Origin of the sequence: Microcoleus sp. BROC3 (genome assembly GCF_036702515.1) — a bacterium.
In the GTDB taxonomy this organism is placed as follows: domain Bacteria; phylum Cyanobacteriota; class Cyanobacteriia; order Cyanobacteriales; family Microcoleaceae; genus Microcoleus.
In genome coordinates this window covers 261,932-287,352 of sequence record NZ_JAUBTQ010000001.1, presented here as the reverse complement: position 1 = coordinate 287,352, position 25,421 = coordinate 261,932, and the positions used below count along the sequence as shown (strand labels likewise).

Here is a 25,421-nt window from a genome sequence, read left to right as displayed (position 1 = left end):
GCGACTCTCATCAGCGTTGCGATCCGCGACGAGCGCCATCTTTTGCACTCAAAACTATTTTCCCGCTCTCTGGCTCTGGCGCTTTCACTCTGTTATTTGGATCGGAGTCCATCTCGCAGCTATACTAGCCTAGTCTGGCTAGAAATTCTGACATTCCCACCGCAAAATATGAGTCCTGTAGTTAAAATTATTCAGCCCTCTGGCATTTTAGACGGCACCAAGGCAAGTCAATTCCGCCAAGAGATTAGCGACCTAGTGGAAGCGGGAGCCGATGTGGTATTGATAGACTTCACTGATGTGACATTTATGGATAGTTCTGGTTTGGGCGCTTTAGTCTTGGCGCTCAAAACAGTCCGGGCCGCTGGGAGTCAATTAGTTGTCTGTTCTATCAACGAGCAAATCCGCATCTTATTTGAACTCACCAGCATGGATCGAGTTTTCGAGATATTTCAGACCCGCGATGCTTTTAATAGCAAAATTCTCTCAACTAACTAAATCTTTGGGCTGCTGCCTTCTTGCTGTTTGGTCGCAGATGCAATGCAAGAAGTCAGCTAGCCAAAGTTTACCTTGAGTAAAGACCAATCATCATCAAAAACTGCTTTAGCGTTCAACTTTTGAATGTAGTTCAAAACCAGCTCTAACTGGTCGGCACTTGCACCGTTGTAAGCTGCTAACAAATCTACGAAAGGGTCAAGCCCCCAGATATTGCCGTCTGGTTGGTGGATCTCGTATACTCCGTCGCTAAAGATGTAGAGAGTGCTTAAATCCTCGACATCGCAGCAATTATCGACATAGGGGGCGTCGGGGAACATCCCCACAGGCATTCCGGGGGTTTTTAATCGCTGGATTTTAGCGGTACTCGCAGGCGACTGGGAAATCAACACGGCCGGGGGATGGCCGGCGCTGGCGTAAACGAGCTGGCGAGAAATGCGGTTGTAAACGCCGTACCAGATGGTGAAATACTTGTCATTTTGGTAGCTCATCTGGAAGGTGGTGTTGAGGGCGCGCAAAACATCGCTGGGTTTGTAGTAGTCAATGTTGGGGAGCGCGCGCGATCGCAGCAAATTCAAAACTGCCACTGAAGGCAATGCCGCCCGCAAACCGTGACCCGCCACGTCGAGCAAGTAAATCGCCAAATAATCGGCGTCCAGCCAGTTGTAGTCAAAGCAATCTCCCCCCAACTGTCGGGAGGGAATGAACTTTGCTTCAATGCTGACAGGTTCCGTCATCGGATCTGGCAGCAGCGATTGCACGTACTCCGCCGCCTCGGCTAATTCTGCTTCCAGACTTTGCTTGGCTATTTTCAAATCTCGGCTGAGTTGGTGCAGCCGCAATCCGGCGCGTACTCTCGCCTGTAATTCGTTGAGTTCGATCGGCTTCGAGATAAAATCGTCGGCACCGGCGTCGAGGCCTTTGACTCGATCGGCGATCGAACCCAAAGAAGTCAACAAAAAGAATTGTGTAGTTGACAGATCCGGATCTGCCTTAACTCGACGACATACATCTATGCCCGTCAAGCGCGGCATGATCCAATCGCAAATTATCAGGGCCGGACGCAATTTTTGCGCCTGGGCTACACCGTCTTCGCCATTACTTGCTACTGTTACTTCGTAACCCTGTTTTTTCAGGGTTCTTCTCAGCAGTTCTTGAACAGCCGTATCATCGTCAATAACCAGAATTTGAAACATGGGCACTTAGGTACTACAAGTTTTTCAAGGTCTGGGGGTCATTTAAAATATATCCTGTCAGCGCCCTTGTCTGAGATTGAGTATAGTTGATTGACATCGCTTTCGAGGTAATTGCTTTTGACGGCGGGTCGTTGAGTTCAATTTACGTTAAAATTTGATAGAAATTTGGCGCGATCGAACTTCACTCAGTTTATACTCAGAATATAAAATTTTATAGACTTTTATTTGCCACGGGCGCTGGTTGACATGGAAGTGCTATTTATGGTAAAGTGACTCACCGATTATTCGATTAGACATTGATCCACGGCCCACCAGAGCTAGTATCCTCAAACTACCATTCAATTTTGCCGCCGTTATACTTTGTCTCGTTGTATTTTATCTGGTTGTATTTTGTCTCGTTGTATTTTGCCCGCCGGCCGATGAAGAACTTGTGTGGTGAGCGTGATTGAATTAAAGGGTTCCGAAAAGTTGCCGATGCTAAAAAAAGCGGATCTTCAAGTCAATACAGGTCTGAATGGATTAAGCTGGGTTTTGTCGTGGTTTGCACAATTGTACGACTCGCGAATTCCTACAAGTGTGTGGATAAGGTGTCAGTTGGCTTTGGCTGAGGGCTTTACGAATGCGGTGCGTCACGCCCACAAGGGCAAACCAGCGGATTTGCCTGTTGACATTCAGGTGGCTGTGTTCGCTGAATCTTTAGAGATTAAAATTTGGGACTCGGGCGATCCGTTTGATTTAGAGAAAAAAATCAAAGATATTTCGGAAAAAGTCGATATTCACTCTCCGGGCGGGCGGGGCCTAAAATTGATCAAAGACATCGCAGACAGTATTAGTTACGAGAGAACGGCTGATGGACGGAACTGTTTGTCGATCGTCAAAAATTATTCGCCCTGTCTCAATGCCGAAGGATGAAGCTGATATTTTGCAACAGCCGGAGGAACTTTCCGGTTAATGAGATCGATCGGCTTTTAAACGCGGGACAGAGGATTCAGCCACAGCAGAATAGTCCGTTTTAATTCATTTAATTCCCGATACACTTCTTGTTTGACCCATTGCCCGATCGCATCGAATGGCGTAAAAATTTGACCTACAGGCCAGCTAACATCTTGCCCCAATGGCGTTTGATGGTTGCCGGCTAGAGTCTGAACTGTAATCATGTCAGGAAATCGTGCTTTTAGCAGTTTGGTCAACAGCAGGGTTTGGTCGATGTTGTCGCCGTTAAATTTAACTAAAAGATTGCGCCGAATTTGATAGCTATCTTGGACGAGGCGATTAGTCTCTTGCGGGGAAGGGGTAAACTCAACGTTAAAGACGGGGGAAATTTGCTCGACGATCGGGATTGCTTCTGATGCCGCATAATTGTTGAACGAAATCAGAATATTGCCTGCCCTTTCTACGTCAAATACAGAACCGATCAGCAAGTGCAGTTTGCATCCCATGCTGTGTCCCATGCCGTAGATGGGGAGATAGGAAGATTTGAGAAATTTAGTGCCGCGCAGGCGATCGAGGGCATTTTCAAATTTGTTGAGAACATCGCGGGCGATCGCAATATGATCTAAAGTATTGACAAACGGCGTTGCTACTACAACATATCCTTGGTTCCCCAAAGCTTCTAACAGCCAGCGATAGGTGAGTTGCGGTGCTGTCGCCACAAATGCACCGCCGAGAAAATGTACGATCGCGATCGGTCTTGAAGGAATTAATACCCAGTTACCAGAAATTTCTTGCCAGTCCATAAATTCAATCTAATTCCAAATAAAAAGGCGATCGTCCTCTGAAGGTATAAGGCAGAACTTTTTGTAATTTTTTGCTTTTACTTTCTGCCTCAAAAAGGGCTTGGCTACCCATTTTTTCCTTCAAAAAACTTTGCTCTTTACTTATATATGATATTTAGTGTAACTGTTTTGGCGGCAAATAGCACGGGGGGCGAACGCTGCTATTTCTGCCCTGTATAGGGTTGAAGCTGGCGGCCGAATAAATTAAAGCTGACATCCGATCGCGACTTTCAAAAATTTTTATATCGTCTCCCATCGCACGGCGGCAAGCCGCTGTGGTTGTTATTGCGGGTAATTGACCCGACAGAATATTAACAGACAAATACCACTCAAAACCCGAACAGGGCCTATTAACTAGCCCCTGCGCGATCGGCTTCGATGCGGCTTGATTGGCATCACCTAATTTCTGGGAGCATCTCACTTTTGCCGCCTTGCTAGAAATTGGAGTTTTGAGGCAGGAGGCAGAAGGAAAGAGGAAGAAGGCAGGAGCCAGAAGAAGTGTTTTTACAAACATGAGATGCTGCTTAATTTCTTGACTAAAACCTACATAAAAATCTCAGCTTTTTGAGGATAACCCCTCGAATTCAGAAGCTCGCGGGGGGTTTAATTCTGCCGAATTACTGATGCCTTCTGCCGTTTGATGACTCAACTTCTCGTGAGCCTTCATCCATTTCCACTTGTTCAGAGTAGCTTGAGGATTGAGCACTGTGGTAGCGAGGCCGTAAACAATAGTCGGCAAAACCTCCCGATTTAAAAAACTTTGCCCCAGCTTTCTCATGTAGTGCAGTGCCAAAACTTCTCGGAATTTGTTAATCTTTTTCAAAAGTGGCAAATTCTTAAAGCGTACCTGTTCGTACTCGTGGAGTGATAACTCTTTTTCTCCCTGCAAGCGCCGCAGTTGGTTTTCCTTGACACAATCAGAAGCTATGCGCTTTTTCAGCCAGTGCTTATCCGTGAGAGACTTTCCTCTAATTCGATAATTTCCCAAAGGTTCTGTCGTAGCTAGCAAGCCGTACTTTTGAGCAAGTTTAGTAAATAACTCTGTATCTTCTCCTACCTCCCAATCTTCTGCAAACCCACCTTCTTTGAGAAGAATGGAGCGATCGACTACAACAGAAGACGGGAAAACCCAAGGGCTTTCGCCTGTCTCCTTAATCGCCTGCATTTCTGCTTTAGTTGTAGGATAGGTGGGAATGTAACTCAACTTGTTGCCGCGCTTGTCTAAATACCGCAAAGCGTGAGCCACAGCTTTGACTTCGGGATTGTCTGCGAGCATCTTCAAACAAACTTCTAGCTTGTTGGGCTCCCAGGTATCGTCGCTGTCGATAAACGCTACATAGTCGCCCGTTGCCCGATATATCATTAAGTTTCTCGCCTTAGAAACCCCGTAATTTTGGGGATTCCGGAAGTATTGAATTCTCGAATCTTGTTCCGCCAGTTGAGCGGCAACTTTGTTAGTAGCGTCAGTAGAGCAGTCATCAACAATTAAAATTTCTAGATTCTTGTGGGTACCACTGAGTACGGAGGCAACTGTCTCGGCTAGAGTGTCGGCAGCATTGAATGCAGGAATGATTACACTGACTTGTTCGCTGTTCATAACTTGCATTAGGTGTGGTTTGGTAGTTGTTCGCCGAAGTAGAGTCTAGAAGCAGACACTCTGACTCTTTTACGCGTAAGTACCAGTATTCCAGAAACTTGCCTACATACTGCCAATATAACAGGCTTACCTACCTCAGTGTTATCTACCATAAGGGGGGACACGCGTTAGGAGAGGGAGTGCAGACTATTGGGCGACAATTTTTCTGGCACACAGGCGTCGGCTGCGAGGCATTGACGGTTTTGTCGGGGGATTGAAGTTTTCCTAAAGTCGATCGGATATTTTTGCTTTAATCGGACTTACCCAGAGAAACCAGGCCTCCCCCAAAATTGTTGGTTTGACAACTAGATATCTAGTAATAAACCGACTTTATGACTCATATCTAGTCCGGTTAACCGCTGAGAATAAAATTGTTTTCCATGTGCCTTGGGCGGACTAGAGAAGACTTTCATCACTCACTACAAATCTAATTATAATTATTTAACCAAACTCGCTCTCAAGTGCGTAATTTCTATTTAATTGATTGACTTGCTCGTCGCATAACTACCCCAAATAATTCTCTGTTATGTCGGCTATTTGTTTCAGAATAAAAGCAATAATCTAAAATTTATAATTAGTTTTTTTGAGGTTTTATCAACTGAACTATTCTGCGTTCATCAGCTTTGTTGAGATGAGTGGTTTCTAAATAAAGATGCTTTTTCAAACTTATTGAATGATTAAGTTGCCATAAGCTGTCCCTCATTTCTCTGTTTTTTGGGCTGCCAGAGCCTCCCAGGGTCAAATAGTTACCCAGTCTACCATAACAGGTAATTTATCTGCGGTTGAACTCAGTACCGCTAGGTCTTAGGGAAGACGAGCGTAAAATTATACTGTAAAAAATCCTCGCATCACCCGTAAAAAATGTTGCCAAAGTTCTTGAGCAAAGTGCAAATTTATACTTGTTGCCTAACTGTCTTGGTTTTGGGCGGCTGCCAACAGCAGCTACAGCCAACCTTGCTGCTGCAGCGCAGCAAACAGGGGATGGCTGTTTCGGCTCATCCTCTGGCGAGCGCTGCGGGTCTTACCCTGCTGCAACAGGGAGGCAATGCAGTGGATGGGGCGGCTGCTACGGCTTTGGCTATTTCGGTAGTGGAGCCTTTTTCGGCGGGTATCGGCGGCGGCGGTTTTTTGCTGCTGCGGCGGGCTGAAACGGGGACTGTGCAAGCGCTGGATTTCCGAGAACGAGCTCCGAAAAGGGCCGCGCGGGATATGTACCTCGACAAGTCAGGCAAGGTGCTTCCAAGGGCAAGTCTGGACGGGCATTTGGCGGCGGGTATTCCGGGTACTGTGGCTGGACTTTATACGGTGCACCGCGAGTACGGTAAGTTACCTTGGGCGGCTGTGGTGGCGCCGGCGATCGCCCTGGCTGAAAAAGGCTTTCCGGTAAGTTCGCGGTTTACCGCGGCTACCCAGGAACGACAGAATGCGATCGAAAAAAACCGGGCGGCGCGGGAAGTTTTTACTCGGGGTGGCATTTTATACCAGCCGGGGGAGCTTTTGGTGCAGCGGGATTTGGCGCGGACATTGCGGCAGATTGCAGAAAATCCGCAAAGTTTTTATACCGGGGACATTGCGCGGGCGATCGCCGCCGACATGGCTAAAAACGGCGGCATTATCACTCTGGAAGATTTGAAAAACTATACGCCGATTTGGCGGAATCCGGTTTGCGGCAACTTTCGCACTTACCAAATTTGCGCGATGTCGCCTCCTTCTTCCGGCGGCGTTCATTTGTTGCAAATCTTAAATATTCTGGGAGATACGGATCTCAAGAGTTTGGGAAGGCAAAGTCCAGATACTTTGCACTTGCTGGCGGAGAGCATGAGGATTGCTTATGCTGACAGGGCCGAGTATTTGGGCGACCCGGATTTTGTGAATGTACCGATCGAAGCTCTGACTAGCAGCAATTATGCCAAATTGAGACGATCGCAAATCCAAATGTCAAAAGCCAGACCCTTCAGCGAGGTAAAAGCTGTTGACGCTGAAACTTTGAGCCGCTTCGTGTGGGAGTCTCCTGAAACTACGCACCTGACGGTAGTCGATCGAGAGCGCAATGTTGTGAGTTTGACGTTTACGGTGAATGGCGGTTTTGGGGCTGGGGCTGTGGCGGCGGGCACGGGAATTTTGCTCAACAACGAGATGGACGATTTTGCCGCAGCGCGTGGAGTGCCGAATTTGTTTGGTTTGGTGGGCGGGGAGGCAAATTCGATCGCCCCGGGGAAAACTCCTTTATCCAGCATGACGCCGATCATCGTGACAGAAAATGGCAAATTCCGTCTGGCTGCTGGGGCTCCCGGAGGCAGCACGATTATTACCACGGTGCTGCAAATAGTGCTGAATGTGTTGGTTTACGACATGAATGTCGGCGAGGCTGTATCTGCACCTAGAATTCACCACCAATGGCAGCCCGATCGCCTGAGGGTGGAACGGGGAGGTTTTGAGGCTGCGACGCTTTCGGAGTTGCGTCGGCGGGGACACCTGATTGTGGAAGATGACGGCTGGGGCAATGCCAATGCGATCGTCCTGACTGCTGACGGTTGGTTGCAAGGGGCTGCGGATCGGCGCGGCGAAGGAGAAGCAAGAGGGTTTTAGTCATCTGTGAACTGTAATTGTTCTAGGGGCGGGTTGTCATCACCTTGACTTCCTCACCAGCACTTGAGTAAACCCGCCCCGCCCTCTACCGGAATGCTCGATCGAGCTGACTTGATATAAATTGCGCACTTACGCAGACAGCGGGTTTTTCACCAAAATCCCACGCGAGTGCGCGATCGCCAACGATATAAAAACCCGCTTTCTTTTAGTATCCAGTGCGTAAGTCATTAAATTATTAGTCTGTGTAGGTATATTTTGGCATCCCTGTTTTTGTGGTGAGGTTTATTGACTGACTAACTGCCAATAACTACAAAAAAAAATAACTCCAAAAACCGTAAATATACTTAGATATAAATTCCTTGTAAAGGCACTAGACATTGATAGTTATATAGTGAGAAAATGAAGTTGTGCATTGAATCAGCTTTGTAGTTTTAACAAAAAATTTATGATAAATTCTCACAAAATTGCTGCATTAACTACTACATTGACTGGTGTCCTGAGCTGGTTGGCAGCGCCAGCCATGGCATTTTCGGTAGGAGCAACTAATAACATTGAGACTTTGAAAAATAAGTTGTTAGGAACTAATACAGCAGGATTGAGTAATTTCTCTGTTTCAATTACAGGGAATGAGGCTGCTTTTGGTACTTTCACTGATGACCCCTTCGGTTTGACATCAGGTGTTGTTCTCAGCACTGGTAAAGTCACTGATATACCGGGTCAGAATGGGAAAGATAATCTAATGACCAACGGCAGCGATTTAAACACGGACTTTGGGCCTAGGGGTAAAGAGGGGGATTTGACTCAGCTCAACCTCAGCTTCTTTGCTAATAGCACGGTTGAAAAGTTGTTTTTTGAATATGTATTTGCTTCTGAGGAGTTTCCTGAGTTCGGCGGTTCTGAATTTAATGACAATTTTGAACTGCTGCTAAATGACACTAATTTGGCAAAGTTGAGCGACGGGAAAACAGTTACGATTAATAATCTGGTTCCAGATCCAAATAATCGCTCTAAAGATCACCCGGACTATATTGACAACCCAAGTTTTACAGGTATTGCTGCTAACATTATTAAGCTGGACGGTTTTACTAAAGTTTTAGGTTTTGAGGGTTTGCTCAAGCAAAATCAGACGAATGTTCTCAGCATCCGCATTAAAGATGTGGGCGACGGCAATCTAGATTCTGCTGTATTTATTAAAGGTGGTTCTGTGGGGACAGAAAAAGCTGAGGCGGTTCCAGAACCGATGACTGTGGGGGGTTTGATGGCGGGAGGGGCTATGCTGGCTGCTGGACGAAAGTTGCGCGGTCGTCGGAAATAATTAATCTAAAAATAGATTAACAGTCTTGGAGGCAGAGACGGGGTTCGATCAACCAAAATACTTCGTTCCAGTCTTTGAACCCGTTAAAAAAACTCGGTTTGTGCGCTGATTGCGATCGTGTAATATAATCTCAAGTAATTTAACCTATATGGGTGCGCAGCGAGGAATGCAAGTCCTCATAAAATTTTGACGACGAACGTCCTCACTACGAACCAATTTTATGGCGGTTGTTATAGCGGACAGAATATAAGTTTAGATCCAAAATTCGCGAAAGGCGGATTTTTTTGTATTTGGAATTGCAGCAAATATTGCAGGTAAAACCCGCGTCTACAACCACTCACTAAAAACTAAATAATTTAGCTATGAACAGTACCGTCGGGTAAGATTGTACCTGTTAATGTAGTCCGGGTAAGTTTGACCATAACTCGATCGCCGTAACCGATTTTCGCTCCTGTTAAATCAGCACCGCTCAAGTCAGCACCGCTCAAATCGGCTCCGATTAAGTTGCTTTCTCTCAAGTTGGCATTGATCAAACAAGCTCCTAACAAATTGGCCCTGAACAAGTTTGCTTGGTGCAAATTCGCGCCTGTGAGATTGACGTTGTGTAGAAAAGCATCACTTAAGTCGGCTTCACTCAGGTTTGCATTGCTCAAGTTTCTTCCTGAAAAATCCTTTTCTTTTAAGGAAGCTCCTTTGAAGTTGGAACCGCTTAAATCGGGAGCTTGTGGCCCAGCTTGGCGGTAAGACTGAGATGGCGGCGGCTGCGATTGGTAGCGGGACGCCTCCGAATAGGGTCCTGCAGGGTTTCCCCCATAGTTTCCCGGATAATTTCCAGGATATTTTCCTGAAGTGGGTTCAGAAGAGTAGCGGGGTTCTTTAGGGTTTGCCGGTGGTGGCTGGGTGTTTTGGTACTGGGTGTTTGGATACTGAGTATTTCTGTACTGAGTGTTTTGGTACTGAGTATTGGGTTGCTGAGTATTGGGTTGCTGATTGTTTTGGTACTGAGTATTGGGTTGCTGATTGTTTTGGTACTGAGTGTTTTGGTACTGAGTATTGGGTTGCTGGGTAGTTTGTTGCTGGGTAGTTTGTTGCTGGGTAGTTTGTTGCTGGGTATTTTGTTGCTGAGTGTTTCTGTACTGAGTAGTTTGTTGCTGGGTATTTTGTTGCTGAGTGTTTCTGTACTGAGCGTTTTGTTGCTGGGTAGTTTGTTGCTGAGTGTTTCTGTACTGAGCGTTTTGTTGCTGGGTGTTTTGGTGCTGGGTGTGTTTGTGCTGGGTGTTTTGGTACTGGGTGTGTTTGTGCTGAGTATGTTTTTGCTGAACGTTCTGATTCTGACCTCTTGGTTGAATCGATCGCAATTGTTCGCGAGCTTGATTAATTTCCTTAATCTTTTCTTCAGCTTTCTGTAGTAGTCTGGGATTATCTTTGGGGATGCGATCGGGGTGCCAAATGAACGCTAAATCCTTGTAGGCTTGGCTAATTTCTTCTCTGGAAGCTCCGGGCAACAGTCCCAGCACTTTATAGTATTGGTCGAGGTCGTTCATTGTACCACCTTTCGCTTTAAGAAATTAGGAATTAAAAATTAAGATCGGAGCAAAAGCCGTTCTCAAAGCTTGCTTGTCCGATCGTACATTAGATGAACAATAACTCAGCTAAGCCGCTGCTGGCAAAAATTCTCGAATTCGCTGCAAGTATGTTGCGGCATCCTCCAGCATCGGAAAGTGAGCCGTATTCGGAATTATAACAAATTCTACTTTTTTGCTGAGGGAGGCTGCTTGCTCTCCCATGACGGCGGGGATAATTTGGTCGAATTCTCCGGCCACAAGCAGTGTGGGAACACTCAGCCGCGCAAATTCTTGGGGCATTTCCTCGGCTGCTCTTTTGCTGACGGCCGTCACCATTGTACCTATAGCAGCTTGCTCGTCTGCCATTAAAAAATCCTTGAGAAACGCCAGACTGACCTCTGTGGGCAGGGAACGGCGCAAAAACCGGGCCATAAATAGCCGATCGGCAAACGGGATGGATGCCAGCCAAGAGGGTCTAAATTTTACCACATAGCCACCGAATTTGTGAAAAGTTGTAAAAGATTTCTCGTCGTATTCAAAAATCCCGCTGCAAGTGAGAATTGCTTTTTCTACTTTTTCGGGGTAAAGATTGAGAAATAAAGTAGCAATTGATGCTCCTGTGGAGTGAGCATTGAGAAAGACGCGGCTTAAATTCAAAGCTTCTAATAATTCAGCTAAGTCCCGGGCGTAGGTTTCGAGTTCGTAGCTGGACTCAGGAGGCTCTTTCGGCAAGGGCGATCGACCAAAACCTCTCATATCGTAGAGCAAACAATCAAAATCATCAGCAATAGCCCGTGCCGTGCTTTCCCAGTAGCGCGCTGATCCCGCCCAGCCGTGCAGAAATACCATCACTCGTTTGCCGCTGGGTTGGGTACTGTTATCTGCCGTTATCCACTCGTAATAATGTTCTACACCGCGAATTGAAATGAAAGACATGATATTGATTTTGGATTCTTAGATTTTAGATTTTAGATTTTAACTCATAATTGTTCACTAAATACCAAAATTCCCGACTTCTTAAAGAAGTCAGGAATCTCAAGACTACATCTATCAAAAAATCAGCGTTAATCTGCGTCAATCCGCCCACATCTGCGGTCAAAAATTACCAACATAGGAACCAATCATAAATCTTAAGCCGCAGAAGCAGCCAGCCAAAATAAGCCGTCTACTAAAAGCGCGCTCAAAACTGCTCCGCTGAAAGCGCGCCAGTGCAGTTGTCGATCGCGCAAACTCAGCAAACCGACTGTTAACAACACAGCGATTAAAACTAGAGCACAGCCTATGCCCCAAGGTGTTTCGATTTGACCGATCGCACTTTGAAAAATCGGCATTGCTAATTCCGGTTCCGCGTGCATCACTTGCCGCCAGTAGGGCATCAACCCAGTTAAATAAAAATATAAATCAGTAATGGCAGTGCCCAAGAGCGAACCTAAATAAAAATAGCCGCCCACTTTTCCCCAAGATTTGCCCAAGCACCAAATAGCAAAAGGCAAGCCAATTGATTCTATAGGTAGATGTAAAATTGGTTCCCATCTAAACCAGCCCCAATAGATAGAACCTGCCAGCCAACATCCGGCAAATCCTAATAATAAATCTCCCCAAAGTTGGGTTTTGGGGCGGAAAATTAGAATTAAACTGAGAACGAACCAGGGGATAGTTGACAGCAAACTGATGGTGGGATATAAGCGAACTAACGGTGCTTGCACGAAGACTGGAATTGAGACTAAAAATGCAGAGGCACTAAATATCAACCACTGTTTGATGCTGTTTGTTGTGCCTGAAGTGACTGAATTGTCGAGGCGGGCGATGGTGGCAATAGGTGCGATCGCGGATGATACTAAATTAAGATTAAACAACTGATTGGACTCCGTATTGTTTCAATAGGTGGACTAAAAATTTTGCTGCGGTTGTGGGTGCGACAGTCTCAATGCCGGCGGCGGTTTGGCTGACGTGCCAGCCTTTTGCCGTTTGGGGATCTCGCCATAAATCCAAATGTTCGATCGCCGGATCTGCATAAAAGCTTTCTCCACCGCCACCGAGAATTGCCGAACTCCAGTGCGTAAAGCGATCGTGGCTGATTCGGTGGATGGGAAAATTGCCCCCCAGGGGTACTCCCCAACCGTCTAAGGCAAAAAAAGCCCCGACTTTGCCGCCGAGTTGCTGCCACATCCAAGCCGCCCCGATCGCCCCGGCTACTCCTGCCGAAAAGCTGACAAATACTAGACTTTCTCCTGCTAACTCTTCCCTGCACAAAAAGTGCAATATGTCAAGAGCTGAAAAAGGCGGATATTTATGAGCGGGAAAAATCTTGACACGATCGACTATTTGCTGGTTTTGGCGATCGGCTGCCAGTTCCCAAAGCCCCGAAAGTCCCGCCAGGAAACAGTCGGTTAGCTTTGGTTCGTGGACTCCGGGGCAAATTACCAGTCTCATAGTTCGTCAAGAAAGTTAATATAGTTCGCAACATAACTTTATCATATACCTACTATATCATATACTACCCCAGGGGATAGGGTGTTAAACTTATAATAGAGTCTAGTTTGAAGAGTATCCCCCCAAGTTAAATGCTGGGAACGCTCTAAACCGCATTAATCTGAGGCAAGGTGAGGGAGTCTTAAGAAAACATGAAACTTATCCCCCCCTGCCCCATCTCCTGTCAAGCTTAGCAAAGGCTGATTCTAGTTTTAAGCAGTTCTGTATTTAGATTTAACTTTTCCGGCGGCGTCGAAGCCGACCCCACAAAAGCTTAAAGAAACAGGATTGTGAAAATTAGAGGCCTGCCAGCTTAGCTGCCCTACGAATTTCGGGTCAGGGTCAATCGATTTTAGATTTTAGATTTTAGATTTTAGATTGACCCCACGGATAAATGCGGAGGCTTGAGGATTTTCGATTTGGGATTGATTCCACGGATAAATCACGTGGCGGGTACCATCAAGAAATTCTTGGTCAAAAAACCTACTTAGGACTGATGCCCATCAATCCGGTTTCTAGGATAAATAAATAAGAGGTTTGACCAGGAAGTATGGGCGCAGAAACCGGGAATCAGCCCCGCGCACGTCAGTCGTGCGATCGCAAAAAATGAAAAATCTCCCATTCACCCTTCATCCTGCCTGGATCTCTTAGAATAAATAAAATTGAGGAATACAAAGTGGTTGCTTCTCCAGAAAAAATCGATTTCAAAACATCTGCAGCACCCGCAAGTAACGATCGGGTTGCTGTATTGCTGATGGGTTACGGCGAAGTCGAAAGCTACGACGATTTTGCCAACTACAACGAACAAGCTTTAAATTTGCTTACGGCAAAGTTTGCGCCAGTACCGCTTTGGATTTATCCGCCGCTGGCGAAGATTTTAGCAATCTTTGACTTGCACGAGTGGAGTCACCAACACGGCCAATTCGTTTCGCCGCACAATGCAATTTTTGAACAGCAGCGCGCTGGGATTGAAAAGAATTTACAGGAGAAATGGGGCGATAAAGTAAAAGTGTTCAAAGCTTTTAACTTTTGCGCGCCGTTTTTGCCGGAACAAGTAATCCCTCAAATTCAAGCAGAAGGATTTGACAAAATTCTGATTTATCCGCTGCTGGTTGTTGATTCTGTTTTCACCAGTGGCATTGCAGTCGAACAGGTGAATAAAGCTTTAGCACAAACCTTTGATGGTAAGGAACATTGGGTAAAAGGACAGCGCTACATTCCTTCTTTTTACGATGAACCTGCTTACATCCAGCTAATGGCGGATTTGGTTGAAGAGGAAATTAAGAACGATTTAGCTGTAGCGCATTTGCCTTCTCAGATTGGGATTGTGCTGATGAATCACGGTTGTCCGCACAAGGCGAAGGGCTTTACTTCCGGTATTGTGGAAAGTCAAGCTTTGTACGATCGCGTGCGTGAACGTTTGATGTATCGCTATCCTTTGATTTCGGTGGGTTGGCTGAATCACGACACGCCGCTGATTGAATGGACGCAGCCAGATGCGACGTTGGCTGCGAAGAATTTGATTGATTTGGGTGCAACTGCGATCGTGTTTATGCCGATCGGATTTGCCACAGAAAATCACGAAACATTGTTAGATGTAGACCACATTATTGAGTCTTTGCAGAAACAGCGTCAAGGAGTTACTTACCGCAAATTGCCTTGCGTTAACGACCATCCAGAGTTTCTGAAAATGGCGGCCGAGTGGGCAAATCCGCAGATTGAAGCGTTGTTGAGTGAGACTGCGGTTGCTGTTAATCCGAGTTTGGCTGCGGCGCACCGCGAGCACAGTCATTCTCATGAAGGGCACGGCCATTCTCATGGAGATCATGGTCATTCTCACGGTGGACATTCTCATGGTGAACACGGTCATTCTCATGGGGGGCACGGCCATTCTCACGGGCACGGGCACAGTCATTAATTAGTTGAGTTAAAAAGTCGATCGTCCTTTGCTTGTTTTAGAGAAAGGGCGATTTTCTTTTTGATCAAATTTTCTGTGCTTGTCAAACATCCGCTTAGTTGCTACACTGTAGATACTATGTATATACATTCTCTGAGAAAGGGTAAATTCCTCAGAGTGATATCACTAACTAGAGGTTCAGGCTATGGTTGCGACGATCGCAAAGTGGGGAAACAGTCTTGCTATTCGGATTCCACAGAATTTAGCTAAAGAGATTAACTTGGCTGAGGGTTCCGAAGTGAAGCTTGTCTTGATAGATGGCAAGCTGACGATCGAGCCTATCGTTCGTCGGCGGTATTCGCTTGAGGAGCTGATCGAGGCAATGACGCCAGAGAATGTTCATAATGAGATTGATACTGGAGTTGCTATCGGGAACGAAGTTTGGTGACACAATCAAATCCCTACATTCCGAGTCGAGGCGATATCGTTTATTTAGACTTTGACCCAACTAAGGGACACGAGCAAAAAGGACTTAGACCTGCTTTTGTGCTGTCGCCTCGTTCCTACAACGAGAAAAGCTCCTTAGCTCTATTTATGCCGATTACAAAACAACAAAAAGGGTATCCTTTTGAAGTTATCGTACCCACTGGATTAAAAGTTCAGGGAGTAATTCTTGCAGATCAAATTAAGTGTTTAGACTGGAAAGCTCGCGGTATTCGATTGGTTGAGTCGGTATCTCAAGATGTAATTGAAGAGGTACAAGCTAAAATAGATCCCTTGTTATTGTAAAAGCATGAAGTTCGCGGGGTTGCATAAATCAGACGATCGCGTTTTTGCTGAAATCACCTATGTGCGCGGCCCTAATGGCGAACTCGTACCCGTTTTGTGCGGCACTCGCTTGCGGGTGCAAACAGTAGTCATCGCAGCCCAGAAATGGGGTTTTTCCCCAAACCAAATTGCCGCTGAGTATGATTTAAGTGAAGCTCAAGTGAACGATGTTCTCGCTTTTTATGCAGCCCACTCTCAGGAAATAGATGCCTCTATTGCCGCTGAGCAAATTATCGAAGCTGCCAATGTCTAAACCGCTATTGCATCTGGATATCAATTATGACCATCAAAGAACAACTTCTCCAAACCATTGAAACACTGCCTGATGACTTGCTAGCACAAACGCTGCAATTCGTCCAAACCCTTCAACATCCCATTCACAAAACTCCAGGAATTTGTGGCGGTGCAGCGCGAATTCGCGATACCCGCATTCCCGTCTGGACGATTATCGCCTACCAACAACAGGGCGCAACTGAAGCCGAACTTCTCTCTAATTATCCAGGACTTACCCTTCAAGATTTGCAAGCGGTTGCGAACTATTACGAACATAACCGAGAAGAAATCGAGCTGTGGCTTGCTGAAAATGAATAACTGCCAATGCTAAAGTTTTACTCAAATGAAAACTTCCCGATCGAAATGGTTAATTTACTGCGATCGCGTGGCTATGATGTTTTGACATCCTATGAAGCGGGACAAGCCAATCGAAAAATTCCAGATGATGAAGTCTTGATGTACGCGACAAATGCAGGGCGCACAGTCATTACAGAAAATCGTCAAGATTTTATCAATCTCCACTTTACAACCTCAAATCATGCAGGAATTGTAATTTGTAAAGCCGATCGAGACTATGCAGGCAAAGTGCAGGTACTCCACGACTTTTTCACTCAAGATAAACAGCCAATGGACAATCGTCTGCTTCGGGTGATGAAACAGAATCTTAAAGGTAGCCCCCAGACATTTATACTTCAGGAATACCCAAAATCTTCTTAATAATAATTGTTCAAGCACACCATAACCAATATACGGACTTAGGGGCGATCGCCCCAACCAATTTTTATGGTGCCTCGCCGTGAGATTTTCCAGCTAGTTGAAATAGCTAACGGTGGCGCTGCACCCTACGCTATGGCGATCGCCCCAACCAACTTATCAATCTCCGCCTCAGTGGTAAAATAATGAACACAAGCCCGCACACAATCAGGATTAAGAATAGTCCTTACCATAATTCCCTGTTTTTCCAACAAATCGACAAGCTTTTTGTGCGGTATCCCGTTAGTTAATCGAAACGAAACCAAACCAGCTTCCGGCGCAGATTTTCGCAAACATTCCACATCGGGAAGTTCCGACAAACGCTCCCAGAGATACTTACTCAAACGGCAAATTTCTGCATACCTTTCCTCGATCGTACCCCATTCATGTTGCAGGGCGATCGCACTCCGCAAACCCGCATACAAAGGATAAGCCGAAGTCGCAATTTCATAGCGCTGCGAGCCCGGCTTCCAGCCAAGGACTTTAGTATTAGGATCCCGCACAATTCCCCGCCAACCGATAAACACAGGGTGCAAATCTGCCAAAGCTTCAGCACTCACATAAAGCCCGCCCAAACCTTCCGGGCCGCACCACCATTTGTGACCAGTAAAAGCATAAAAGTCAACCCCCGATTCAATCAAATTCAAAGGCAAAACCCCCACAGATTGAGCCGCATCAACTAACACCCTAACTTTGTGATTCTTTACAGGCAATTCCTCTTGTTCCCCCCCTTGAATCAGGGACAAATCCTCTAGCCCATCCCCTTGAACCAGAGAAAACTCTTCTTGTCCCCCCCCTTGGCAAGGGGGGGTTAGGGGGGGTTTTATATCTGTTTCCCCCTCGGATTGAATCAGGGAAAACTCCTCTTGTCCCCCCCCTTGGCAAGGGGGGGTTAGGGGGGGTTCATGACATACTTTCACAATCTCAGCCAGAGGCAAAACTTGGCCAGTATTCCACAAAATGTGACTGATAACCAACAAGCGAGTATTTGGCTGCAAACTATTAGCAATCACCGCCACCGGATCGCCCTCATTCAAAGTAGCCGCCAACGGACAAATCGAAACCTCAATGTTGAAACGGCGCTGAAGTTCCATTACACTAGCTACAACGCCGGGGTGTTCGCAGTCAGAAATCAGCAAATGGTCGCCTGCTTTCCAGTCAATGCCCCACAGCGCAATATTGCAGCCGACGGTAACATCTTCAGTCAGGGCGATGGTTTCAGGAGGTACCGTCAACTCAGATGCGATCGCACGTCGCGTCAGCATCGCCTCCTGAACCACCCAAGCCCCCATCTCCCCCGAAAAAGGCCCCCCAAGCTGCAGCCCTTTGTAAGCCTGATAAATCGCGTCTAAAGCAGGCTCAGGCAGCGGCCCTTGTCCGCCGTAGTTAAAATAAGCTTTATTGGCCAAAGCTGGGAATTGTTGCCGGTGATTGTCCTTTGTCATTTTTTCTGGGGAATTATTCATAGCGTTAAAATTGAATAACTGATGGTGTGAACTTTCTATCCTTTGACTTGTGCCTCAAGCTAAATAATCAATCCGTGTACCCCTGTCAAAATCCCTGTCATGCTTTCCTTCTAATTATTCTATGCCTTGCGAATACTAAATGTTAATAACTGACAAACTGCTACTTTCCTATCAGCGATGCCATCTCCGAGCATTTTTAGACACCTGCGGAGACTGGAAACAACTAGATCCCCCCAGCGACTTTTTGCTGAAACTGATGCGCGACAGCGCGGCATACCAGCAGCAAGCTTTGGAACACGAGACTTACCAACAACCATATTATCCTAGAGGGGATTGGGAAGCTGGCGCGGCCGCTACATTGAGTTTAATGCAGCAAGGGGTCGATCGCATTTACCGAGGAGTTCTGATCCAGGGCGAATTCGGCAAAACCAACGCCACAACAACTTCTCTGGTAGGAATTGACAGTCAATATTTCCCAGAATTTGGCGAAATCCCCGAAACTCCCGTTCATCTTTCATCCTCGAATCTTCCCTCTTCAAACATTACCCTGATCAGCCGCCCCCATTTATTAATCAAACAGCCGGGACAATCAAAATTTGGCAATTGGAGTTATATTACTGCGGATATTTGGCTTAGCAAGCGACCAAAACAAGAGTATCAAATTATCGCAGCTTTTCACGCCCAAGTTTTAGCTTCCGTGCAAGAAACAATGCCAGAGACTGCGTGGCTGATGCTGCGAAAAAAAGGGCTGTGGGCGGTGCATCTCGACCAGCGAACTCCTCAGATGTTCGAGATTTTAGATGATTGCATTCAGATGATAGAAAATCGGGATAAACCAGAGGTGTTCATTTCCCGGCAAAAGTGCAATCTTTGCGGTTGGTATACTATCTGTCACGCCGAAGCCGAATCTATTAAACATCTTTCGTTATTGCCGGGAGTTACTGCCAGCCGCTATGCTAGACTAAAAACTCTCGAAATTACTGATGTAGAAGCTCTCGCTAATGCTAGTTCCAAACTGCTTGCTGAGTATCCCGAATTCCCCGACAGAGTTGCTTTTGATGTGGTGCAGCAAGCTCAATCGCACTTGCTAAATCAACCGCTGTTGCGGGAAGAAGGAAGAAGGAAGAAGGAAGAAGGAAGTTCGGCAACGGATTGTGTAACGGATGTCAGGAAGAAGGAAGAAGGAAGGCACGACACGGATTTTGACACGGATACACGGATTAATGATCGAGAAGAAGGTAGAAGTGAGAATTCAGAAGAACTTAACTCATCTGAAATCGTACCAGATATTGTAGACAATATCTTGAATGGCATCGAAGTTGAGGAAGTAAAAATTAGAGAAAATAAACCTGCGACATCTTCTATACCTGCGCCAATTCTCCGCAAGAAACCAATTCCCTATTCCCAATCTGTCTTTTTGCCGATCGCCCCAATCGAACTCTACTTTGACATTGAAGCAGAACCCGAGTTAAACTTGGATTACCTCCACGGAGTTTTAGTTGTTGACAGATCCAACAATACGGAAAAATTCCACGGCTTTTTAGCAGAATCAGCAGCAGAGGAAGGTGCAATCTGGGAGCAATTTTTAGAATTAATGTGGGCTTATCCCATTGCTCCGATTTTCCACTTTTGCGACTACGAAGTCAAGACTTTTAAGCGGCTGGCTAAACTTTACAATACTCCAGCTTATTTGTGGAAACCCGTGCTGAAACGGTTTGTAGATATTCACAAACAAGTGACGCAAAAGGCGATTATGCCGGTGGAAAGTTACGCACTCAAACCAATTGCCCGCTGGCTGGGTTTTGACTGGCGAGATGCTAAGGCTAATGGTGCTCAGTGCGTCTGCTGGTACGACGATTGGCTCAAAACTGGCGATCGCTCGCTCTTGGAGGCGATCGTCCGCTACAATGAGGACGACTGTCGTGCTACTTATGTGGTTAAAGATTGGTTGACCAATTTTTTGCTGAATCATGAGCCGTGATTTTTAGATTTAACGAACCGCGAAGACGCGAAGGGCGCGAAGGAAGAAAGGGAAGAGGAAGGTAGGTAATTGTGTATTTATTGGTAAAATGCGAAGGCTAGCAAAAGTAACTATATTTATTGTCTGTTTTTTGATGGCAGCAACTGTTGCTATTTGGGTACACCAATCTGCTCAATCTTTCGCTGTTACGAAAATAGATTTTATTGGCAGAGCAATATTTCCTACAGGTTCTCCGTTTCAGGGGACGGAAATTGGCGGACTTTCGGGCATTACTTATGATGCCGAGAAACAAGTTTATTATGCCATTTCTGATGACCGCAGCAGCAAGGCTCCGGCGCGCTTCTATACTCTCAAAATTAACTTGCAATCTGGTAAACTGGAAAAAGAGCAAATTACTTTTACTGGTGTCACTACTTTATTAGATGAAAACGGCAAAGGTTTTCCTGAATTAAGTTTAGATTCGGAAGGGATAGCTTTTACTGGCAATAGCGTGTTTGTTTCTTCTGAGGGAGATGTCGATCGCCAAATAAATCCTTTTATCAAAGAGTTCTCCCTCGATGGTAAACTCCTGAAAACGCTGGCAATTCCTGAACTATTTTTGCCGGATGACAAAGGCACTAAAGGCATCCGCAACAATTTCGCTTTTGAAAGTTTAACTTTAACGCCCGATCGCAAATATCTATTCACCGCTACCGAAAACGCTACAGTTCAAGATGGGGCCGTACCTTCCCTGGAAACCGGGAGTCCGTGCCGGATTTTGCGCTACGATGCGGTGAGCGGCAATCCAGAAGCATCATTTCTCTACATCACCGAACCGCTACCCGCTGGTGCGAATCCTGTGGGAAAATTAACTAGCAACGGTTTAGTGGATTTGTTGGCGATCGACGATAACCGCTTGCTGAGTTTAGAGCGTGCTTTCTCCCTGGAAACCGGAATTACTGTTAAACTCTTTGAGATTTCCTTGGAAAAGGTCGATCGTATTGAAGCACTCGAAAGCCTCCAAAACCGTATCAGCGAGGTTTCTCCCGCTCAAAAACGCCTGCTGCTGGATTTGGAAACGCTGAAAATTCCCCTAGACAACATTGAGGGGTTGACATTTGGCCCCGCCCTGGCGGATGCTAGCAGAGGTCTGATTTTGGTGAGCGACAACAACTTCAGTCCCCTGCAAGAGACTCAAATTTTGGGCTTTCAAATAAAAGTTCAAAAAACCTCTTGACAAAAGGTGAAGTTATAGGCATAATAGAAATTGTGCCTGAAAAAACGGCAAAACGAGGGACAGTAGTTCAATTGGTTAGAGCACCGCCCTGTCACGGCGGAAGTTGCGGGTTCGAGCCCCGTCTGTCCCGTTCTCTCGTAAATAGAAAGTTTAAACCTTTCATAAATCTCTTTCTAAATTGAGTTCGTTTGTAGTCAGGACTTCAGTCCTCATGCGGAGAAAAAAGGACTAAAGTCCTGACTGCGAATCTTATGATATTTATATAGCCAGACATGATTAAGGAGCGGGAAAATATGACCGTTACAACCATTAACCCCTCACCGGAAAAAACTACACAACGGGTAGTATTATCTAATATCAGTTGGCAGACTTACGAAAGCTTATTAGCAGAAGCAGGAGACAAGAGATCCTCGCGATTTTCATATTCTCAAGGAGTCTTAGAAATTCTCATACCATCGGACTTGCATGAAACTATTAACTGTTTGCTCAAACGGATTGTTACAGCTTTGACTGAGGAGTTGGAGTTGAAGATTAAGGGATTTGGTTCTACGACTCTCAACCGTGAAGATTTAGAACAAGGTGCAGAACCGGATTCATGTTTTTATATCCAAAATGTCGATCGCATTCTAGGGAGAAGACTTGACATCTCAACCGCTCCTCCCCCAGACTTGGTAATTGAAGTTGATATTACCAGTCCTTCTTCTAATCGATTTGTAGTTTACACACAGCTAGAAATCCCTGAAGTTTGGCGGTATCGGGGACAAACTGTACAAATTTATCAATTGCAAAATCGGGAATATATTACCTGCGATCGCAGTCCGACATTTCCCATCCTTTCTGTAGCAATGCTCAATCAATTCTTGCAGATGGCAGAAACTCAAGATGACAATGCCATAATTCGGTCTTTGCGTCAATGGGCAAACGAGCAGTTGCGATCGCCCGATCGCGAGCAATAATACTAAACTTAATTTAACTAATTCCTTTCTCCCACGGACGATCGACTCCCAGCAGCGCTCAAAGGTGTGGAATAATAAACGGTCGGGCGATCTGATATGTCAAAACCAGGACGATGGGCACGAGGATCGGAATAGCAACTAGCAATCCCCATTTGCCAAACCTAAGTTTTTGACCGTCCGATTTGAACAGGAAAATCACAGCGGCAATTCCCATGAGTACCCAGAGGCCGCCGAAGCCCATGAAGACTGTATAGCCTACATCTTGCATTTTTTTTTCCCACTTTTAATAGTAGTCCATCTTTAAGGTTAGTTGCAGTCTGTTTCTGCTGACCTCTTCTGATAGACCGATCGAACTTATTAAATATGACTCATTTTGAGTTGGGTTGGCAGCGGCCCTGAATTTCGCACTCGACCCGCTGAGTTCGATCGCTCATAATTGTTGCTAAATCCGGCCTTCCCGTCAGCTTCAGCCGCCAGTCGGCCCAAATTCCGTACAGCCAATTGGCGATCGCCCCGAGCACTGGTAACTTAGTCACAGCATAAACCCAGCCCATACCTAAAATCTCGTAGGTGCGGCGAAAAACCTCCACATTTTTAACTGTCGTACCGTCGGGTAACACCGCGTGAATTCGCCCCATCGCCGTTTCGTAGTCGATTCCGCCGTGGGCCTCCGGGTTGTAGCCATCATCCGCGATATCCACAAACGACACTAAACCTCGCCCCGCGTCGCGTTTTTTCAAGAAATTAACCTCCCGCACGCACAGAGGACATTCACCGTCGTACAGCAACTCAATCTGCCAAGCAGGCGGAACAGACTTGGGTGAGGGCCCAACAGATTCGGAAAACTCAGTTTTAGCAGCAGACATAGGGAAATATATTTTAATGTCGTCGATCGCACACAAACATTTTACAAGCATCAAGCAAGAGTTATCAGATGGGCCTTGGGTACTCCTACGACAGTTATTTGCGTTGTGAAAAATAGTCCCAAAGGTGAATCCAGTCTTGGCCACCCGCAAGCTATTATCATCAAGATGCCCTCTCCTGCTATGCCGGAGACTTTCGCCCGATCGCCCGATAGTCGAATATCAAACAAATCGAGGCAAAGCACCTGCCAAGCACAACTGTTAATTCGGCAACAAAATATAATAAAATCTAAAGTCTTAAACATCAGCTATTCCCCCAACCAGCAAATCGCCCCCAATCTAAAAGCAAAAATCTACATGAATGTCAGAGTCCGTCTAGCGCCCAGTCCCACCGGAAACCTACACATCGGTACCGCCAGAACCGCCGTATTCAACTGGCTGTTTGCCCGCAACCAAGGCGGCAAATTCATCCTGCGGGTAGAAGACACAGACGTAGAACGTTCTAAAAGCGAATACACCGATAACATCCTCGAAGGACTCACCTGGCTGGGTATGAACTGGGACGAAGGCCCGAGTTTTCAGTCTCAACGTCTGGAAATATACCGCCAAGCAGTCCAAACCCTTCTCGACAATGGACTCGCCTACCGCTGCTACACCACGTCGGAAGAACTCGACGAAATGCGGGAAGCGCAAAAAGCCAACAAACAGGCCCCCCGCTACGACAACCGGCACCGCAACTTGACAAGCAAACAGCGCGCAGCTTTTGAAGGCGAAGGGCGACAAGCTGTGATTCGGTTTATCATCGACGACGATCGCACGATCGCTTGGAACGACATGGTACGCGACACCGTAACCTGGAAAGGTAGCGACCTCGGCGGCGACATGGTAATTGCCAGGGCATCCAGCGGCGGCGTTATCGGCCAACCCCTCTACAACCTCGCCGTAGTTGTCGATGACATCGACATGGGCATCACCCACGTCATCCGCGGCGAAGATCACATCGGCAATACTCCGAAACAAATACTGCTCTACGAAGCTTTGGGCGCGACAATCCCAGAATTTGCCCACACGCCGCTGATTTTAAACTCCCAAGGGCAAAAGCTTTCTAAACGCGACGGCGTAACCTCGATTTCTGACTTCAAAGATATGGGTTACGTCCCCGAAGCTTTAGTTAATTACATGACTTTGCTCGGTTGGACTCCGCCGGATTCAACGCAGGAAATATTTACACTGTCGGAAGCAGCAGAATTATTTACATTCTATCGAGTCAACAAAGCTGGTGCAAAATTTGATTGGGATAAACTCAATTGGCTAAACAGTCAATACCTGCACAAAATGCCAGTGCCGCAATTGACAGATTTGCTGATACCTTATTGGTGGCAGAAAGGCGGTTATGAGTTTGACTTGGAGGCAGACCGCCCCTGGCTCGAACAAATAGCTGCTTTAATCGGCCCGAGTCTCGTTCGCTTAACCGATGCTGTGGATATGTGTAAGGTATTCTTCTCCACCACGGTGGAATACGAAGAAGAAGCACTCGCACAATTGCAGCAAACAGGGGCTGCACAGGCTTTACAAGCAGTTGTAGAAGCGATGGAAAGTCATTCGTCCCTGACATCAGCGGAAGCTCAGAAAATCACTAAAAAGCTCAGTAAAGAGAAAAATCTTAACAAAGGGCTAATTATGCGATCGCTCAGAGCCGCTCTGACAGGTGCAATGCACGGCCCCGACCTGATAGAATCTTGGGTAATCCTTCACCAGCGAGGAACGGCTAAAACCCGTTTGCTTGATGCCATTAGCAACTTGAATGGGCCTGCTGTTGGTGTCGCGGACGAAACTCCTACCCCAGAACAACCACACGCAGAAACAGTCGCCGAAAGTTCTGCTACAGAACAGTCAGCAGTGGAGGTTTCAAAAGTCGAAACACCGACTCTTGAAACAGTCGAAACCCCGGTTGTTGAACCATCAGCAGCAGAGGTTTCAGAAGTGGAAAAACTTGCGATCGAAACAGTCGAAACGCCGACTGTCGAACAAGCAGTGGAAGTTACAGCAGTCGAAATACCGACTTCAGAAACAGGCGAAGTGTCGGCTCTTGAACCAACCGACGGGGAGGTTGCAGCAGTCGAAATACCGGCTCTTGAAACAGTCGCA

24 protein-coding genes, 1 tRNA gene and 1 pseudogene are annotated in these 25,421 nt (G+C 46.4%); 15 read left to right on the top strand and 11 right to left on the bottom strand.

Translation table 11 applies throughout. The features are described from left to right. Nucleotides 1-168: 168 nt before the first annotated feature. The gene (locus QUB30_RS01305) at nucleotides 169-495 is read left to right on the top strand and encodes an STAS domain-containing protein (protein WP_041623653.1); all 327 of its coding nucleotides are present in this window, start codon (nucleotides 169-171) and stop codon (nucleotides 493-495) included. A 56-nt stretch (nucleotides 496-551) separates the two neighbouring features. Here QUB30_RS01305 and QUB30_RS01300 read toward each other — a convergent pair whose 3' ends face one another. Then, nucleotides 552-1,688, bottom strand: a complete 1,137-nt coding sequence (locus tag QUB30_RS01300; protein ID WP_333327907.1) for a SpoIIE family protein phosphatase — start codon at nucleotides 1,686-1,688, stop codon at nucleotides 552-554. A gap of 432 nt (nucleotides 1,689-2,120) precedes the next feature. Between QUB30_RS01300 and QUB30_RS01295 the strand changes: the two genes are divergently transcribed. After that, nucleotides 2,121-2,600, top strand: a complete 480-nt coding sequence (locus tag QUB30_RS01295) for an anti-sigma regulatory factor (RefSeq protein ID WP_333327904.1) — start codon at nucleotides 2,121-2,123, stop codon at nucleotides 2,598-2,600. Nucleotides 2,601-2,656: 56 nt separating this feature from the next. On the opposite strand, the gene QUB30_RS01290 is transcribed toward QUB30_RS01295, so the two are convergent. The 3 genes from QUB30_RS01290 to QUB30_RS01280 all read right to left on the bottom strand — a co-directional run bounded on the left by QUB30_RS01290 (nucleotide 2,657) and on the right by QUB30_RS01280 (nucleotide 5,060). Then, nucleotides 2,657-3,424: a DUF1350 family protein gene (locus QUB30_RS01290; protein ID WP_333327901.1), complete on the bottom strand. Its 768-nt coding sequence runs from the start codon at nucleotides 3,422-3,424 to the stop codon at nucleotides 2,657-2,659. Between the two features lie 154 nt (nucleotides 3,425-3,578). Further along, nucleotides 3,579-3,977 (bottom strand): hypothetical protein, encoded by a 399-nt coding sequence (locus QUB30_RS01285; RefSeq protein WP_333327898.1) that lies wholly within the window; start codon nucleotides 3,975-3,977, stop codon nucleotides 3,579-3,581. A gap of 42 nt (nucleotides 3,978-4,019) precedes the next feature. After that, nucleotides 4,020-5,060 carry a glycosyltransferase family 2 protein gene (locus QUB30_RS01280; protein ID WP_333327894.1) on the bottom strand — a complete coding sequence of 347 codons (1,041 nt, stop codon included), beginning with the start codon at nucleotides 5,058-5,060 and terminating at the stop codon, nucleotides 4,020-4,022. Between the two features lie 900 nt (nucleotides 5,061-5,960). Between QUB30_RS01280 and ggt the strand changes: the two genes are divergently transcribed. Both ggt and QUB30_RS01270 read left to right on the top strand, forming a co-directional pair. After that, nucleotides 5,961-7,688, top strand: a complete 1,728-nt coding sequence (gene ggt / locus QUB30_RS01275; protein ID WP_333327890.1) for a gamma-glutamyltransferase — start codon at nucleotides 5,961-5,963, stop codon at nucleotides 7,686-7,688. Nucleotides 7,689-8,133: 445 nt separating this feature from the next. Further along, nucleotides 8,134-9,003 (top strand): choice-of-anchor L family PEP-CTERM protein, encoded by an 870-nt coding sequence (locus tag QUB30_RS01270; protein WP_333327887.1) that lies wholly within the window; start codon nucleotides 8,134-8,136, stop codon nucleotides 9,001-9,003. A 356-nt stretch (nucleotides 9,004-9,359) separates the two neighbouring features. On the opposite strand, the gene QUB30_RS01265 is transcribed toward QUB30_RS01270, so the two are convergent. The 4 genes from QUB30_RS01265 to QUB30_RS01250 form a co-directional block, all read right to left on the bottom strand. Next, entirely contained in the window at nucleotides 9,360-10,547 is a 1,188-nt protein-coding gene (locus QUB30_RS01265; protein ID WP_333327884.1) for a pentapeptide repeat-containing protein, read from the bottom strand. A gap of 108 nt (nucleotides 10,548-10,655) precedes the next feature. Next, nucleotides 10,656-11,504: an alpha/beta hydrolase gene (locus QUB30_RS01260; RefSeq protein ID WP_333185337.1), complete on the bottom strand. Its 849-nt coding sequence runs from the start codon at nucleotides 11,502-11,504 to the stop codon at nucleotides 10,656-10,658. Between the two features lie 194 nt (nucleotides 11,505-11,698). Continuing rightward, a complete protein-coding gene (locus tag QUB30_RS01255; protein ID WP_333327881.1) occupies nucleotides 11,699-12,424 on the bottom strand; it encodes a DUF3120 domain-containing protein in 726 nt (241 codons plus the stop codon). Further along, a complete protein-coding gene (locus QUB30_RS01250; protein ID WP_333327878.1) occupies nucleotides 12,417-13,001 on the bottom strand; it encodes a hypothetical protein in 585 nt (194 codons plus the stop codon). The genes QUB30_RS01255 and QUB30_RS01250 overlap by 8 nt, the downstream gene beginning before the upstream one ends. 715 nt (nucleotides 13,002-13,716) lie before the next feature. Here QUB30_RS01250 and QUB30_RS01245 point away from each other — a divergent pair. The 6 genes from QUB30_RS01245 to QUB30_RS01220 all read left to right on the top strand — a co-directional run bounded on the left by QUB30_RS01245 (nucleotide 13,717) and on the right by QUB30_RS01220 (nucleotide 16,755). Beyond that, complete coding sequence (locus QUB30_RS01245; protein ID WP_333327875.1) at nucleotides 13,717-14,958, top strand: ferrochelatase; 1,242 nt, start codon at nucleotides 13,717-13,719, stop codon at nucleotides 14,956-14,958. A 184-nt stretch (nucleotides 14,959-15,142) separates the two neighbouring features. Beyond that, nucleotides 15,143-15,385 (top strand): AbrB/MazE/SpoVT family DNA-binding domain-containing protein, encoded by a 243-nt coding sequence (locus QUB30_RS01240; protein WP_333327872.1) that lies wholly within the window; start codon nucleotides 15,143-15,145, stop codon nucleotides 15,383-15,385. Next, nucleotides 15,382-15,726, top strand: coding sequence for an endoribonuclease MazF (gene mazF / locus QUB30_RS01235; protein ID WP_333327869.1), 345 nt, complete (start codon nucleotides 15,382-15,384; stop codon nucleotides 15,724-15,726). The genes QUB30_RS01240 and mazF overlap by 4 nt, the downstream gene beginning before the upstream one ends. A gap of 4 nt (nucleotides 15,727-15,730) precedes the next feature. Next, nucleotides 15,731-16,018 (top strand): DUF433 domain-containing protein, encoded by a 288-nt coding sequence (locus QUB30_RS01230; protein ID WP_333327865.1) that lies wholly within the window; start codon nucleotides 15,731-15,733, stop codon nucleotides 16,016-16,018. Nucleotides 16,019-16,044: 26 nt separating this feature from the next. Then, entirely contained in the window at nucleotides 16,045-16,356 is a 312-nt protein-coding gene (locus QUB30_RS01225) for a DUF433 domain-containing protein (RefSeq protein WP_333327862.1), read from the top strand. A 6-nt stretch (nucleotides 16,357-16,362) separates the two neighbouring features. Beyond that, a complete protein-coding gene (locus tag QUB30_RS01220; protein WP_333327858.1) occupies nucleotides 16,363-16,755 on the top strand; it encodes a DUF5615 family PIN-like protein in 393 nt (130 codons plus the stop codon). Nucleotides 16,756-16,880: 125 nt separating this feature from the next. Here QUB30_RS01220 and QUB30_RS01215 read toward each other — a convergent pair whose 3' ends face one another. Further along, nucleotides 16,881-18,236: an aminotransferase class V-fold PLP-dependent enzyme gene (locus QUB30_RS01215; RefSeq protein ID WP_333327855.1), complete on the bottom strand. Its 1,356-nt coding sequence runs from the start codon at nucleotides 18,234-18,236 to the stop codon at nucleotides 16,881-16,883. A 160-nt stretch (nucleotides 18,237-18,396) separates the two neighbouring features. Here QUB30_RS01215 and QUB30_RS01210 point away from each other — a divergent pair, with 160 nt between their 5' ends. From QUB30_RS01210 to QUB30_RS01195, 4 genes are all read left to right on the top strand, one after another. After that, nucleotides 18,397-20,238 (top strand): TM0106 family RecB-like putative nuclease, encoded by a 1,842-nt coding sequence (locus QUB30_RS01210; RefSeq protein WP_333327852.1) that lies wholly within the window; start codon nucleotides 18,397-18,399, stop codon nucleotides 20,236-20,238. A gap of 133 nt (nucleotides 20,239-20,371) precedes the next feature. Continuing rightward, the gene (locus tag QUB30_RS01205; RefSeq protein WP_333327849.1) at nucleotides 20,372-21,454 is read left to right on the top strand and encodes an esterase-like activity of phytase family protein; all 1,083 of its coding nucleotides are present in this window, start codon (nucleotides 20,372-20,374) and stop codon (nucleotides 21,452-21,454) included. Between the two features lie 56 nt (nucleotides 21,455-21,510). Continuing rightward, nucleotides 21,511-21,584 (top strand) — tRNA-Asp (locus tag QUB30_RS01200). A gap of 163 nt (nucleotides 21,585-21,747) precedes the next feature. Next, nucleotides 21,748-22,410 (top strand): Uma2 family endonuclease, encoded by a 663-nt coding sequence (locus QUB30_RS01195; RefSeq protein WP_333327846.1) that lies wholly within the window; start codon nucleotides 21,748-21,750, stop codon nucleotides 22,408-22,410. A gap of 58 nt (nucleotides 22,411-22,468) precedes the next feature. On the opposite strand, the gene QUB30_RS01190 is transcribed toward QUB30_RS01195, so the two are convergent. Together QUB30_RS01190 and QUB30_RS01185 are read right to left on the bottom strand one after the other, a co-directional pair. Continuing rightward, nucleotides 22,469-22,678 carry a hypothetical protein gene (locus QUB30_RS01190; RefSeq protein ID WP_332954175.1) on the bottom strand — a complete coding sequence of 70 codons (210 nt, stop codon included), beginning with the start codon at nucleotides 22,676-22,678 and terminating at the stop codon, nucleotides 22,469-22,471. Between the two features lie 100 nt (nucleotides 22,679-22,778). Further along, entirely contained in the window at nucleotides 22,779-23,276 is a 498-nt protein-coding gene (locus tag QUB30_RS01185; RefSeq protein ID WP_333327843.1) for a DUF393 domain-containing protein, read from the bottom strand. A 354-nt stretch (nucleotides 23,277-23,630) separates the two neighbouring features. Between QUB30_RS01185 and gltX the strand changes: the two are divergent. After that, a pseudogene (gltX, locus tag QUB30_RS01180) lies at nucleotides 23,631-25,073 on the top strand (glutamate--tRNA ligase); the annotation flags it as partial. Nucleotides 25,074-25,421: the final 348 nt, after the last annotated feature.

Excerpts from the sequence above, each read along its gene's own strand:
- QUB30_RS01305 (WP_041623653.1), top strand. The coding sequence starts at position 169 with ATGAGTCCTGTAGTTAAAATTATTCAGCCCTCTGGCATTTTAGACGGC.
- QUB30_RS01300 (WP_333327907.1), bottom strand. The coding sequence starts at position 1,688 with ATGTTTCAAATTCTGGTTATTGACGATGATACGGCTGTTCAAGAACTG.
- QUB30_RS01290 (WP_333327901.1), bottom strand. The coding sequence starts at position 3,424 with ATGGACTGGCAAGAAATTTCTGGTAACTGGGTATTAATTCCTTCAAGA.
- QUB30_RS01285 (WP_333327898.1), bottom strand. The coding sequence starts at position 3,977 with ATGTTTGTAAAAACACTTCTTCTGGCTCCTGCCTTCTTCCTCTTTCCT.
- QUB30_RS01280 (WP_333327894.1), bottom strand. The coding sequence starts at position 5,060 with ATGAACAGCGAACAAGTCAGTGTAATCATTCCTGCATTCAATGCTGCC.
- ggt (WP_333327890.1), top strand. The coding sequence starts at position 5,961 with ATGTTGCCAAAGTTCTTGAGCAAAGTGCAAATTTATACTTGTTGCCTA.
- QUB30_RS01270 (WP_333327887.1), top strand. The coding sequence starts at position 8,134 with ATGATAAATTCTCACAAAATTGCTGCATTAACTACTACATTGACTGGT.
- QUB30_RS01265 (WP_333327884.1), bottom strand. The coding sequence starts at position 10,547 with ATGAACGACCTCGACCAATACTATAAAGTGCTGGGACTGTTGCCCGGA.
- QUB30_RS01260 (WP_333185337.1), bottom strand. The coding sequence starts at position 11,504 with ATGTCTTTCATTTCAATTCGCGGTGTAGAACATTATTACGAGTGGATA.
- QUB30_RS01250 (WP_333327878.1), bottom strand. The coding sequence starts at position 13,001 with ATGAGACTGGTAATTTGCCCCGGAGTCCACGAACCAAAGCTAACCGAC.
- QUB30_RS01240 (WP_333327872.1), top strand. The coding sequence starts at position 15,143 with ATGGTTGCGACGATCGCAAAGTGGGGAAACAGTCTTGCTATTCGGATT.
- QUB30_RS01230 (WP_333327865.1), top strand. The coding sequence starts at position 15,731 with ATGAAGTTCGCGGGGTTGCATAAATCAGACGATCGCGTTTTTGCTGAA.
- QUB30_RS01225 (WP_333327862.1), top strand. The coding sequence starts at position 16,045 with ATGACCATCAAAGAACAACTTCTCCAAACCATTGAAACACTGCCTGAT.
- QUB30_RS01220 (WP_333327858.1), top strand. The coding sequence starts at position 16,363 with ATGCTAAAGTTTTACTCAAATGAAAACTTCCCGATCGAAATGGTTAAT.
- QUB30_RS01215 (WP_333327855.1), bottom strand. The coding sequence starts at position 18,236 with ATGACAAAGGACAATCACCGGCAACAATTCCCAGCTTTGGCCAATAAA.
- QUB30_RS01210 (WP_333327852.1), top strand. The coding sequence starts at position 18,397 with ATGTTAATAACTGACAAACTGCTACTTTCCTATCAGCGATGCCATCTC.
- QUB30_RS01205 (WP_333327849.1), top strand. The coding sequence starts at position 20,372 with ATGGCAGCAACTGTTGCTATTTGGGTACACCAATCTGCTCAATCTTTC.
- QUB30_RS01195 (WP_333327846.1), top strand. The coding sequence starts at position 21,748 with ATGACCGTTACAACCATTAACCCCTCACCGGAAAAAACTACACAACGG.
- QUB30_RS01190 (WP_332954175.1), bottom strand. The coding sequence starts at position 22,678 with ATGCAAGATGTAGGCTATACAGTCTTCATGGGCTTCGGCGGCCTCTGG.
- QUB30_RS01185 (WP_333327843.1), bottom strand. The coding sequence starts at position 23,276 with ATGTCTGCTGCTAAAACTGAGTTTTCCGAATCTGTTGGGCCCTCACCC.